The 11,774-nt window shown below is 73.6% G+C and carries 11 protein-coding genes; 4 read left to right on the plus strand and 7 right to left on the minus strand.

The window, feature by feature from the left end; genetic code table 11:
• Window positions 1–30: 30 nt before the first annotated feature.
• The 5 genes from tsaE to OHB44_RS30260 form a co-directional block, all read right to left on the minus strand.
• On the minus strand, window positions 31–513 hold the full coding sequence (gene tsaE, locus OHB44_RS30240; protein WP_238687793.1) for a tRNA (adenosine(37)-N6)-threonylcarbamoyltransferase complex ATPase subunit type 1 TsaE: 483 nt from the start codon (window positions 511–513) through the stop codon (window positions 31–33).
• Window positions 510–1,613 carry an alpha/beta fold hydrolase gene (locus OHB44_RS30245; protein WP_238687794.1) on the minus strand — a complete coding sequence of 368 codons (1,104 nt, stop codon included), beginning with the start codon at window positions 1,611–1,613 and terminating at the stop codon, window positions 510–512. The genes tsaE and OHB44_RS30245 overlap by 4 nt, the downstream gene beginning before the upstream one ends.
• Entirely contained in the window at window positions 1,610–2,728 is a 1,119-nt protein-coding gene (gene alr, locus OHB44_RS30250) for an alanine racemase (protein ID WP_238687795.1), read from the minus strand. Before alr ends, OHB44_RS30245 begins: the two co-directional genes overlap by 4 nt.
• Window positions 2,729–2,818: 90 nt before the next feature.
• On the minus strand, window positions 2,819–4,288 hold the full coding sequence (locus tag OHB44_RS30255) for an NAD(P)H-hydrate dehydratase (protein WP_330438963.1): 1,470 nt from the start codon (window positions 4,286–4,288) through the stop codon (window positions 2,819–2,821).
• A gap of 55 nt (window positions 4,289–4,343) precedes the next feature.
• A complete protein-coding gene (locus OHB44_RS30260; protein ID WP_330438964.1) occupies window positions 4,344–4,712 on the minus strand; it encodes a holo-ACP synthase in 369 nt (122 codons plus the stop codon).
• Window positions 4,713–4,886: 174 nt separating this feature from the next.
• On the opposite strand from OHB44_RS30260, the gene OHB44_RS30265 reads away from it, so the two are divergent.
• Together OHB44_RS30265 and OHB44_RS30270 are read left to right on the plus strand one after the other, a co-directional pair.
• Window positions 4,887–5,183, plus strand: coding sequence for a hypothetical protein (locus tag OHB44_RS30265; RefSeq protein ID WP_330438965.1), 297 nt, complete (start codon window positions 4,887–4,889; stop codon window positions 5,181–5,183).
• The gene (locus tag OHB44_RS30270; RefSeq protein ID WP_330438966.1) at window positions 5,180–6,772 is read left to right on the plus strand and encodes an alpha/beta hydrolase; all 1,593 of its coding nucleotides are present in this window, start codon (window positions 5,180–5,182) and stop codon (window positions 6,770–6,772) included. The genes OHB44_RS30265 and OHB44_RS30270 overlap by 4 nt, the downstream gene beginning before the upstream one ends.
• Before the next feature lie 3 nt (window positions 6,773–6,775).
• Here the strand turns inward: OHB44_RS30270 and glmS are convergent, their stop codons facing one another.
• Window positions 6,776–8,689: a glutamine--fructose-6-phosphate transaminase (isomerizing) gene (gene glmS / locus OHB44_RS30275; RefSeq protein WP_238687799.1), complete on the minus strand. Its 1,914-nt coding sequence runs from the start codon at window positions 8,687–8,689 to the stop codon at window positions 6,776–6,778.
• A 564-nt stretch (window positions 8,690–9,253) separates the two neighbouring features.
• On the opposite strand from glmS, the gene OHB44_RS30280 reads away from it, so the two are divergent.
• The gene (locus tag OHB44_RS30280) at window positions 9,254–9,916 is read left to right on the plus strand and encodes an MmpS family transport accessory protein (protein ID WP_238687800.1); all 663 of its coding nucleotides are present in this window, start codon (window positions 9,254–9,256) and stop codon (window positions 9,914–9,916) included.
• A gap of 79 nt (window positions 9,917–9,995) precedes the next feature.
• On the plus strand, window positions 9,996–11,153 hold the full coding sequence (locus OHB44_RS30285) for a pyridoxal phosphate-dependent aminotransferase (RefSeq protein ID WP_330441297.1): 1,158 nt from the start codon (window positions 9,996–9,998) through the stop codon (window positions 11,151–11,153).
• Here the strand turns inward: OHB44_RS30285 and OHB44_RS30290 are convergent.
• Window positions 11,119–11,751: a PadR family transcriptional regulator gene (locus tag OHB44_RS30290; RefSeq protein WP_238687801.1), complete on the minus strand. Its 633-nt coding sequence runs from the start codon at window positions 11,749–11,751 to the stop codon at window positions 11,119–11,121. The genes OHB44_RS30285 and OHB44_RS30290 overlap by 35 nt on opposite strands.
• Window positions 11,752–11,774 lie beyond the last annotated feature (23 nt).

An 11,774-nucleotide genomic window follows, 5' to 3' on the forward strand; every position in this document is an offset into this window, starting at 1 on the left:
CTCTAGGCATCGGGTACGACAGCCGCCGACCTAGCCCAGGTCGGCGAGCCGCCGGGCCCAGTCGCCGCCGATCGGGTCCAGCTCGACGATGCGGGTGTCGTCGTCGCGGCGGTCGATGCGAACCCGCAGGTGCGCGTCCACCAACTGCTCCACCAGGCCCTCGCCCCACTCCACCACTGTCACCGAGTCGTCCACCGACGCGTCGAGGTCCAGATCGTCGATCTCCGCGCGCGGGTCAGTGGCGTCACCCAGGCGGTACGCGTCGGCGTGCACCAGCGCCACCCGGCCACCCCGGGCCGGATCGGGGCGGTGCACCCGAGCGATCACGAAGGTCGGCGAGGTGATGTCCCCGAGGACACCGAGCCCGGCGCCGACGCCCTGGGTGAGTGCGGTCTTGCCGGCGCCCAACGGGCCGGTCAACAGCACCAGGTCGCCGGCGCGCAGCAACCCGGCCAGCCGCCGGCCGAAGTCCCGAGTGTCCTCGACGGTCGGCAGCTTGACGACGTGACTCACCGTTCCTCCACGCTCTGCAATGACTCCAGGAACCGCGCCAGGGCGGCGTTGACCTCGTCCGCGTGCTCCAACATGACCACGTGACCGCTGTCCTTGATCTTCACGAACTCGGCGTGCGGCAGCCGGCGGACGATCTCCTCGGAGTGGGTCACCGGCGTGATCATGTCCTTGTCGCCGACCACCACCAGCACCGGAGTCGCCGCCAGCGCCGCCAGCGCCGGAAAGCGCGAGTGGGTGGCCAGGGTCCGCAGGTAGCGGGTCACCGTGTCGGCCGACGTCCGGGAGTTCATCGTCTCCACGTAGGACACCAGCGACGGGCTGGGCTTGCGGGTACCGAAGCCGTACTTGCGGGTCAGTAGCCAGGCCACGTTCGACGTCGACTTGCGGGCCTTGTCGATCACCGGCCCGCCGTACCGGGTGGCGTTGCTGACCATGTAGAGCACCGGCCCACCGACCCGGCCGAGCAGCGCGGGCGCGACCAGCTTGGTCTCCGCGATGAGCCCGCCCGACGTGGCCATCAGAACGGTGCCCACCACCCGGTCACCGAACAGCTCCGGGAACAACTCGGCGAACGCCATGATGGTCATGCCGCCCATCGAGTGGCCGACCAGCACCAGCGGCCCGTCCGGGGCGGTTCGGTCGATCACCTGGCGCAGCGTCCGGCCGAGCACGGCGAGGTCGTACTCCCCGGTCTCCAGCCGGCCGGACCGGCCGTGACCGGGCTGGTCGTACGCCACGATCCGGTAGTCACCGCGGGCGGCGAGCATCTGGCGCTGGAAGTGGAACGTCCCCATGTCCAGGCAGAAGCCGTGCACCAGCACCACAGTCGGTCGCCCCGGCACCGGCCGGGTCGGCTCGACCACCTCGACGTGGATGTCCGTGCCGTCCGGCAGCTCCAGGCGGAACGCCTCGTCGTACCGCTGCTTGTCGAACGTCTCGTGCGCGTAGCGGTCGGCCGGATCGGCCTTGAGCCGGCGGACCAGGGTCCGCTCGGTCGCGACACCAGCCGCCAGACCTGCCGCGGCCACCCCCACCGCCGCGCCGACGATCCCGGCGACCCGGCCCACGGCCGTGCGCGGACGCGGAATGCGGTAACTCATTGTTTCTCGCCGTCGTAGACCCGGGGCACCCGCGTGCCGCCGAACCGGGTGACGATCTCGTAGTTGATCGTGCCGACCGCCTCGGCCCAGTCGTCAGCTGTCGGTTCGCCGTCGACGCCGCTGCCGAAGAGCGTCGCCACGTCGCCGTCGGCCACCGGGTCGTCGCCGCAGTCGAGCACGAACTGGTCCATGCAGACCCGCCCCGAGATCGTCCGGCGTACGCCGCCGAGCTGTACCGGGCCGGTGTTGGACGCGTGCCGGGGGACCCCGTCGGCGTACCCGAGCGGCACCACGGCCAGGTTCGCGTCGGCTTCCGTCGTGTAGGCGTGCCCGTAGGAGATACCGGTGCCGGCGGGCACCCGCTTGGTGAGCATCACGCGGGCGCGGGCGGTCATCGCCGGCCGCAACCCGTACGTCTCGCCGGCCACCGGGGACAGCCCGTAGATGGCCAGGCCGGGGCGGACCAGGTCGAAGTGGGTGTCCGGGCGGGTGAGGGTGGCTGCCGAGTTGGCGAGGTGCCGCCAGCGCGGCCGTAGCCCGGCCCGCTCGACCATGGCCAGCCCCTCGTGGAAGACGGCCAGTTGGCGGTCGGTGGTGGGGTGGCCGGGCGAGTCCGCGTACACGAAGTGGCTCCACACGCCGACCACCTCGACCAGGCCATCGGCCTGCGCCTTCGCGGCGGCGTCCAGCAGCGCGGGCCAGTCGGCGACTGTCGCGCCGCCCCGGGACAGCCCCGTATCGATCTTGAGGTGCAGACGGGCGGGACGCCCGGCGAGACGACTCGCCTCGATCATCTCGTCCAGTTGCGCCAGGCTGGCCGCGCCCAGGTCCACCCCGGCGGCGACCCCCTCGTGCAGCGGCAACCCGGGGGCGAGCAGCCAGGCCAGCACCGGCACTGTCACCCCGGCCCGCCGCAGGGTGAGCGCCTCGTCGAGGGTGCAGACACCGAGCCAGTCAGCGCCGGCGTCGAGCGCCGCGCGGGCGGCCGGAAGCATCCCGTGGCCGTACCCGTCGGCCTTCACCACTGCCATCAACTCGGCGGTGGTGCCGGAGCGGAGCCTGCTCACGTTCTCGCGGATGGCGTCAAGATCGACGCGTACCTCGGCCTGCCACATGTACCCAGCCTACTTTCCGCCGTGATCACGGCGGGCGGCGACGCACGTCCCGACGCGGCGATCCGGTCACCGCGCCCGCAACCGCCCCGTTCAGCCCAGCCGGGCCAGCACCGGACGCAGCGCGGTCGCCACGTCGGGCGCGGTCACCGGCCCACCCCGGGCCGCCTCCCGCCCGGCGAGCCCATGCAGGTACGCGGCCGAGGCGGCGGCCCGATCGGCGGGCACACCGGCCGCCAGCAGCGAACCGAGCAGCCCGGCCAACACGTCGCCGGTGCCGCCGGTGGCCAGCGCCGGGGTGCCGGTCGGGTTGACGTACGCCCGACCGTCCGGCGTGCCGATCACAGTGCGGTCGCCCTTGAGCAGCACCACAGCGTTCATCCAGGCGGCCAGCCGCAGCGCGGCGCCAACCCGGTCGGCGCCCGGCTCCTCACCGCAGAGACGGGTGAACTCCCGGTCGTGCGGGGTGACCACGATGGGCGCGTCGCGACCCCGCAGCCGGTCGGCGAGCGAGCCGTCCACCAGCAGGGTCAGGGCGTCGGCGTCGAGCACCACCGGCACCGGGGCGGCCAGGACGGCGCGCAGCTCGGCCGCCGCGTCGGCACCGGTGCCCAGCCCGGAGCCGCAGACCCAGGCCTGCACCCGGCCCGCGTCGGCGACCCGCCCGCTGGCGATCACCGAGGGGTGCTGGTGCAGCACCTCGGCGCGGGCGCTGCCGGCGTAGCGGACCAGGCCGGTCGGCCCCGCCAGGGCGCCGCCCACGGAGAGCACCGCCGCACCGGGGTAGGTCGCCGAGCCGGTCGCCACCCCCACCACGCCCCGGGTGTACTTCTCCGACGCCGGGCCCAGTTGGGGCCACCAGTCGACCAGGTCGGACCACTCGGTGACCCGCAGCGCAGGGGTGCCGCGCAGCCACTGCCGCAGCCCGATGTCGACAAGCTCGACGTGCCCGGCCAGCGCGGCCGCCGGCCCGACCACCAGGGCGGGCTTCAGCGCGCCGAAGGCCACGGTCACGTCGGCGCGGACCGCCGTGGGCCGGCCGGACGCGGACAGCGGCACGTGGCCGGTGTCGACAGCGACCCCGCTGGGCACGTCGACCGCCAGCACCGTGGCCCGTTCCCCGTCGCGTCCGCGCAGCTCGCCGAGGCGCTGGACCACCTCGTCCGCGTTCGCCCGTAGCCCGCCGGTGCCACCGATGCCGACGATGCCGTCGAGGACCAGGTCGACCGGGCCGGCCGGATCCTGGACCAGCCGGCCTCCAGCGGCTCGCAGTGCGGCCAGACCGGCGGTGTGCGCCCGCCCGGGGGTGAGCAGCAGGGCGGACACCTGGACACCTCGGCGGGCCAACCGCTCCCCCGCGTACAGCGCGTCACCGCCGTTGTCACCGGAGCCGACCAGCAGCAGCACCCGGCCTCCGTAGACCCCGCCCCGCTCGGCGAGCAGGAGCGCGGCCCGGCGGGCCAGGCCGGCGGCGGCCCGCTGCATCAGCGTCCCCTCCGGCAGCGTGCCCATCAACCCCGCCTCGGCCGCCCGTACGTCGGCAACCCGCCACACCGCTCTCATGCCACCGTGTCCCATTCCGTTCGCGGGCGGACCTGACCGGCCCTCCCGGCCGACGTCATCGTTCCGCGACCACCATCGCCGACGCGATCCCGCCGTCGTGCGACAACGAGAGATGCCAGTGGTTGACCCCACGTGCGTCGGCCACCGTCGCGACAGTGCCGGAGACGGCCAGCCAGGGGCGGCCATCCGGGTCGGGCACGATCTCGCAGTCGTGCCAGTTGAGCCCGGCCGGGGCGCCGAGCGCCTTGGCCACCGCCTCCTTGGCGGCGAACCGGGCGGCGAGCGACTCGGGCGAGCGCGGGCTGCCGGAGCGGGTGTGCCGCTCGGCCTCGGTGAAGAGCCGGTCGGCGAGCAGTGGCGTCCGTGCCAGGGCCCGGGCGAACCGGTCGACCAGGACGACGTCGATGCCGACAGCGACGATCACCACACCACCCTACCGGCGGTCGAGGCCGCAGATTAGCCGTCGGGCTCGCGCTGGGCAACGCCTGTGGACACCCCGGGGTACGCCTCGACGTCGGCTGTCCACAGGGCACGGCGCGGCCTCCGGTACGTGCCTAGCGTCAGCGCGTCGATGCCGATCGTCCACGGGGGTGTGGTCATGACCGACGAGCCGTTCGCCGTCCAGCCGGAGGAGTTGCGGGCGGTCGCCGTCCTGCTCGACGACGAGGCGCGCCGGTTGGCGTTGGGCCTCGCGGGGGTGCCCGGGCTGGTGGTGGCGGCGCCCGAGTGGCGGGCCGGCGCGGCGCTGGCCGGGTTGGAGGCGGCCGGGCACGCCTGGTTCTGCCGGCTGGGTGCTCGCGTCGCGGTGACCTCCGGCGGGGTCCGGGCGGCGGCCGAGGCGTACGAGACGGTGGACGACAGGGCCGCCGGCCGGTTCGCCTCCCTACCCCGGTGAGCAGTGTCGGTTACCGGCAGCTGTGGGCTGTCGATCCCGGTGGGTGGCGGGCTGCCGGGGCGGCGTGGGCGGGGTTGGCCGGGCCACTCGATCGGGGCCTCGGCGGGCTGCGCACGGCCGGCGGGCGGTTGCGGGACGGCTGGTCGGGTGCGGCAGCCACGGCGGCGGACACTCGACTCAGCCGTCTGCGTGACGAGCTGGCCTCGATCGCACCCGCGCTGATCGAGGTCGACCAGGTGCTGGCCGAGTTGGCCGGTGGGCTGGCGGTGGCGAAGGCACGGCTGGCCCAGGCGGTCACCCAGGCCGAGGCGGCCGGCCTGCTGGTGGACCGCTCGGGTGGGGTGCGGGTCGATCCCGCCCGGTTCCGGCCTACCGAGCGGGCCGGGGTCGCCGCGGCTGGGGTGGCCGCGGCGCTGCGGGCCGCGCTCGACGGGGCAGCCGCCGCGGACCGCGTCGCCGCCGACCGGTTGGATGATCTGGCGAGGGCCGCCGGCACCGGCTGGACGTCTCCGCCCCCGTCGGGCCGGCCGGCCCTCGGTGCCGCGCCCGCGCTGGTCAGCGCCTGGTGGTCCGGGTTGACCCCGGCGCAGCGACGGTGGCTGATCGTTCGCGAGCCGGCACTGGTCGGCCGGTTGGACGGGCTGCCGGTGGCCGCCCGCGACCAGGCCAACCGGTTACGGCTCGACGCCTGGCGTGCGGAGTTGCTGGCCGAGCGGCGACGGCTGCTGTCGCGAGTGCCGCCGGGGCCGCTCGCGGTGATCCGGTTGCGCGGGGTAGCCGGACGGCTGGCCGGTCTGGACGCGCTGGTCGGGCGGTTGACGGCCGACGAGGTGCCGCGGGCGTACCTGCTCGGGTTGGATCCGGCGGGTGAGGGCCGGGCGGTGGTGGCGCTCGGTGACCCGGACCGCGCCGACCGGGTGCTGACCTACGTGCCGGGGATGACCGCCGGCCTGGACGACGCCTCCGGCGAGCTGGGCAGGGCGGCCCGGGTGCTGGAGCGGTGCGCCGCGCTCGCCCCGGGTGAGCGCAGCGCGGCGGTGCTCTGGTTGGACTACGACGCTCCGGATCTGCTGACCGAGGCCGCCTCGGCGGGTCAGGCCCGGGACGCCGGCCCGGCGTTGCACCGCTTCCAGGAGGGGCTGCGTATCAGCCACGACGGGCCGCCGGCCCGGCAGACGGTGCTCGGGCACAGCTACGGGTCGCTGGTGGTGGGGGTGGCCGCCCGGGAGCACGGCCTGGCCGCCGACGCGCTGGTCTTCGTCGGCTCCCCCGGTGTCGGCGCGTCGCACGCCAGCGAGCTGGGCGTGCCACCCGGGGAGGTCTGGGCGAGCAGCGCCCCCGACGACGTGATCCGGGCGGCCCGGTCACCGGAGGAGCTGGGCCGAGGGGCCCTGCTGCGTACGGCTCCGCTGGCCGCCGTGCTGGGCTGGCCGGGCCGGACCGGGCACGAACTGTGGTTCGGGCAGGACCCGTCGGATCCCGGGTTCGGCGGTCGGGTCTTCGGCAGTGGGCGAGGCGGGCACACCGGTTACTGGGACCCGGGCAATCCCGCGCTGGACGGGATGGCCCGGGTCGTGTTGGGCCGCTGAGGCTTACTCGACGGTGACCGACTTGGCCAGGTTGCGGGGCTGGTCCACGTCGTGCCCCCGGGCGGCGGCGATCTCGGCGGCGAGCACCTGCAACGGGACCGTGGTGACGAGCGGGGCCAGCAGGGTGGGCGTACGCGGCACGTAGATCAGGTGGTCGGCGTACCGGACGACAGCCTCGTCGCCCTCCTCCGCGATCACGATGGTCCGCGCGCCCCGCGCCCGGACCTCCTGGATGTTGGAGACGACCTTGTCGTGCAGCATGCCCCGGCCCACCGGCGAGGGCACCACGCAGATCACCGGGGTGCCCTTGTCGATCAATGCGATCGGGCCGTGCTTCAGCTCACCGGCGGCGAAGCCCTCGGCGTGCATGTACGCCAACTCCTTGAGCTTCAGCGCGCCCTCCAGGGCCACCGGGTAGCCGACGTGCCGGCCGATGAACAGCACCGTCGGCTCGGACTTCAGCTCCCGGGCCAACTCGCGGACGGGCTCGATCCGGTCGAGCAGCTCACGCAGCTTGCCGGGAATCTCCTGCAACTGCGCGACCACAGCGCCCACCTCGTCGGCGAACTTGATGCCGCGCACCTGGGCCAGGTGCAGTCCGATCAGGTAGCAGGCGACGACCTGGGTGAGGAACGCCTTGGTGGAGGCGACGGCGATCTCCGGCCCACCGTGGGTGTAGAGCACGGCGTCGGACTCGCGGGGGATGGTCGAGCCGTTGGTGTTGCAGATCGCCAGCACCCGGGCCTTCTGCTCCTTGGCGTGGCGCAGCGCCATCAGGGTGTCCATCGTCTCGCCGGACTGCGAGATGACCACGATCAGCGTGGACCGGTCGAGCACCGGGTCGCGGTAGCGGAACTCGCTGGCCAGCTCCACCTCGCACGGGATCCGGGTCCAGTGCTCGATGGCGTACTTGGCGACCATGCCGGCGTGGTACGCCGTGCCGCAGGCCACGATGAAGATCTTGTCGACGTCGCGCAGATCCTGGTCGCTGAGGCGGACCTCGTCGAGGGCGATCTCACCGCTCTCGGTGAGCCGGCCCAGCAGCGTGTCGGCGATGGCCTGCGGCTGCTCCTCGATCTCCTTGAGCATGAACCAGTCGTAGCCGCCCTTCTCCGCGGCCGAGGAGTCCCAGTCGATGTGGAAGTCCTTGCCGGAGGCGGGCTGGCCCTCGAAGTCGGTGATCTCGATGCTGTCGCCGGTGATCAGCACGATCTGGTCCTGGCCCAGCTCGACCGCTTCCCTGGTGTGCTCGATGAACGCGGCCACGTCGCTGGCCAGGTAGTTTTCCCCGTCGCCCCGGCCGACCACCAGCGGCGAGTTGCGCCGGGCGCCGACGACCGCGCCGGGCACGGCGGCGTCCACAGCGAGCAGGGTGAACGCGCCCTCCAGTCGCTGGCAGACCACGCGCATGCCGGCGGCGAGCAGTTGCGGGCTGTCCGGCTGGCCGGCGGCGCGCAGGTCGGCCAGCGCGGCGGCGAGCAGGTGCGCGGCGCACTCGGTGTCGGTGTCGCTGGTGAACTGGACGCCGTCGGCCTCCAGCTCGGCGCGGAGCTTGGCGAAGTTCTCGATGATGCCGTTGTGGATCACCGCGACCCGCCCGTCGGGGGCGACGTGCGGGTGGGCGTTGCGGTCGGTCGGGCCGCCGTGGGTGGCCCACCGGGTGTGCCCGATGCCGGTGGTGCCGTCACCGATGCCGATCGGGCTGGCCGCGCAGGAGGTCGGGTCGTCGGCGGCCCGCTCGGACAGCACCTTCTCCAGGTTGGCCAGCTTGCCGGCCTTCTTCTCGGTCAGCAGCTGATCGTCACAGACGATCGCGACGCCTGCCGAGTCGTAGCCACGGTATTCCAGCCGCCGCAGCCCGTCGAGGACGATGCCGAGTGCGGGGCGCGCGCCCGCGTATCCCACGATTCCACACATGGCCCGCAGCCTAACCCAGTTTCACTCATGTTGGTTGCTCGAAAGTCGGGTTATCAATCACGGAATCTGAGCGATCAGCGCCTACGCGGCCACAACGGGACGAGCGTCACAGCCCGCCCGCCCGCGCCCGATCCGCCGGGCGGGGTTGCGACACGCCTTCGGGTGCGACAGTCTCTCGGCGGGTTTGGCGCTCCCGTCCACGGCCCGTTCGTTCCATACCCACTCCCGCCCGGAGCAGCCATGTCCGACGCGCCGTCGCCCGACCCGACCCCCTCATCCACTCCGGACCCGGCCTCCCCCGCACCCCCGCCGGATCCGACGGCACCGCCGTCCTCGGCCCCGTATGCGGCCCCCGACCCGCTGGCGGCGGGTCAGCCGTGGGCGCCGCAGGCCCCCTGGGCACCCGCCCCGCCGGCCGCGCCGTGGACGCCCTCTCCGCCCGCCACCCAGTGGACGCCACAACCGTCCGCGACGCCGTGGATGCCCGCCCCACAGACGCCCCAGTGGTCGCCCGACGCCTCAGGCCCGCCGTCGGCCGGATCGCCACCGCCAGCGGGGTGGCCGATGCCGGACGGGCAGCCGTCGGCCGCTGGCTGGCCGCCGCCCGGGACCGGCTGGCCGCCGCCCGGCTATCCGCCGCCGTACGCCTACCCCGGGTATCCGCAGGTTCCCGGCAAGCCGGCCACGAGCAGCGGGCGGATCGTCGGGATCGTCGTCGCGGCCGTCGTGGCACTCGTCCTACTCGTGTGCGGCTGCCTCTGCGTGGGTGGCCTGTGGCTCGGCTCGACCAACCCGGACCCGACCGCCGAGGAGCCGTGGGTCGTCCCCGACGACGACGGCTGGACGGAGCCCACCACTGGGCCGATCATCCCGGAGCAACCCACCACCAGGCCATCCACCGCAGCGCCCACCCCCAGCAAGAAGCCGATCACCCGACCGACCTCAGGGCCGGCACCGGTGACCGTGGTCTACGAGCTCAGCGGAACGGGTGTCGTCGACCTGGCGTACTACGACGCCGAGAGCGATCTCATGCACGTCGACGGCCAGAAGCTGCCCTGGCGCACCACGATTCGCACCAACGGCAAGACCCGGGTGCTGGTGGAGGCCAGATGGGCCGACGACGAGGGTCAGCGACCACTCGACTGCACGGTCACTGTCACCGGCGCCGGCAAGCCGGTCGTCGACAAGACCCGGGGGTACTGGTCGACCAGTTGCGCGCCCGAGTGAGGCTGGGGTCCGAGCCGGGTATGGCCGTAGGCTGGCGCAGGTGACGACGAGCACCGATGTCGACCCGCTGGTGGCCCGGATGCGGCCATTCGGCACGACGATCTTCGCCGAGATGTCCGCCCTCGCCGTACGCACCGGCGCGGTCAACCTCGGCCAGGGCTTCCCCGACACCGACGGCCCACCGGAGATGCTGGCCGCCGCCGCCGAGGCGCTGCGCAACGGACAGAACCAGTACCCGCCGGGCCCGGGAATCCCCGCCCTGCGCGCGGCCGTCGCGGCGCATCAGCAGCGGTTCTACGACCTGGGGTACGACCCGGACAGCGAGATCGTGATCACGGCGGGCGCTACCGAGGCGGTCGCGGCGAGCATCCTCGCGCTCTGCGAACCGGGCGACGAGGTGGTCTGCTTCGAGCCGTACTACGACTCGTACGCCGCCTCGATCGCGCTGGCCGGCGCGGTCCGCCGGCCGGTGACGCTTCGCCCCTCGGCCGACGGCCGGTACGCCTTCGACCCGGCGGCGCTGCGTGCGGCCTTCGGCCCGCGCACCCGGCTGGTGCTGCTGAACTCGCCGCACAATCCGACCGGCAAGGTCTTCACCCCTGCCGAGTTGGCGCAGGTCGCCGAGTTGTGCCAGGAGTTCGGCGCGTACGCGGTCACCGACGAGGTGTACGAGCACCTGGTCTTCACCGACGCGGCGAGCGCGCACGTGCCGCTGGCCAGCCTGCCCGGGATGTGGGAGCGGACGCTGCGCATCTCGTCGGCCGGCAAGACGTTCTCCTGCACGGGGTGGAAGGTCGGCTGGGCGAGCGGCCCGGCGGCGCTGGTGTCGGCGGTGCTCCGGGTGAAGCAGTTCCTCACCTATGTCAACGCCGCGCCGCTGCAACCGGCGGTGGCCGTGGCGCTGGCCCTGCCGGACGACTACTACACCGGCTTTCGGGACGGTCTCCAGCAGCGGCGTGACCAGCTCGTCGGTGGTCTGACCGACGCCGGGTTCGAGGTGCTCGACTCGGAGGGGACGTACTTCGTCACCGCCGACATCACCGCCCTCGGCGGCCGGGACGGGGTGGAGTTCTGCCGCTCGTTGCCGGAGCGCTGCGGTGTGGTGGCGGTGCCCACCCAGGTCTTCTACGACGACGTCGACGCGGGCCGGCGGCTGGTCAGGTTCGCCTTCTGCAAGCGCCCGGAGGTGCTGACCGAGGCGGTCAGCCGGCTGCACGCTCTGGGCTCGAGCCGCTGACCCGCCCGGAGCCGGCCGATCCCGGGTCGGTCGCCGACTGATCCGCTGTCGACGCCGCGAGTCGGGTGAGCAGTTGGCCCTCGTCACCGAGCAGCACCGCCTCGGCGTCGTCGACGAACGACAGGTCCGCTGTCACGTGCCGGCTGGCCGCGGTGAGCAGCAACCCGACCACCGGATCCTCGGCGGCCCTCCGTAGGCCGTCCAGATTGCGCAGCTCGCGCAGCAGGTGCCCCCGCTGGTTGCTCAGGACGGCGCGAACCGTGGTCGCGGAGCCGGACCGGGCGGCGGCGGTGACCTTGAGGAAGAAGTCGTCCCGGAATCCGCCGCTGCGCGGGCTCGGCTCGGCCAGCCACCGCGCCAACTCCGCGCGGCCGGCCGGGGTGATCTCGTAGACCACCCGGTCCGGCTTGATCGGCTGCGGCTGCCGTTCGGCGACGACCAGCTCGTCCCGGGAGAGCCGGTCCAGGATCTGGTAGAGGTGGCCGATGTTCAGCGGCCCCCACTGCGGGCCGACGGCGGCCTCGAACGCGCCCTTGAGCTGGTAGCCGTGGCTGGGGCCACCAGCGAGCAGGGCGAGGACAGCGTGCTGGATCGCCATGTCACCTCCGGTACGGGTCTTGC

Origin of the sequence: Micromonospora sp. NBC_00821 (genome assembly GCF_036347035.1) — a bacterium.
Taxonomy (GTDB): Bacteria; Actinomycetota; Actinomycetes; order Mycobacteriales; family Micromonosporaceae; genus Micromonospora; species Micromonospora hortensis.

What these genes read in the sequence shown, in the direction of transcription:
- OHB44_RS30255 (WP_330438963.1), bottom strand. Translation starts at nt 4,288, where the DNA reads ATGAGAGCGGTGTGGCGGGTTGCCGACGTACGGGCGGCCGAGGCGGGG.
- OHB44_RS30245 (WP_238687794.1), bottom strand. Translation starts at nt 1,613, where the DNA reads ATGAGTTACCGCATTCCGCGTCCGCGCACGGCCGTGGGCCGGGTCGCC.
- OHB44_RS30280 (WP_238687800.1), top strand. Translation starts at nt 9,254, where the DNA reads ATGCCGGACGGGCAGCCGTCGGCCGCTGGCTGGCCGCCGCCCGGGACC.
- alr (WP_238687795.1), bottom strand. Translation starts at nt 2,728, where the DNA reads ATGTGGCAGGCCGAGGTACGCGTCGATCTTGACGCCATCCGCGAGAAC.
- OHB44_RS30290 (WP_238687801.1), bottom strand. Translation starts at nt 11,751, where the DNA reads ATGGCGATCCAGCACGCTGTCCTCGCCCTGCTCGCTGGTGGCCCCAGC.
- OHB44_RS30265 (WP_330438965.1), top strand. Translation starts at nt 4,887, where the DNA reads ATGACCGACGAGCCGTTCGCCGTCCAGCCGGAGGAGTTGCGGGCGGTC.
- glmS (WP_238687799.1), bottom strand. Translation starts at nt 8,689, where the DNA reads ATGTGTGGAATCGTGGGATACGCGGGCGCGCGCCCCGCACTCGGCATC.
- OHB44_RS30285 (WP_330441297.1), top strand. Translation starts at nt 9,996, where the DNA reads ATGCGGCCATTCGGCACGACGATCTTCGCCGAGATGTCCGCCCTCGCC.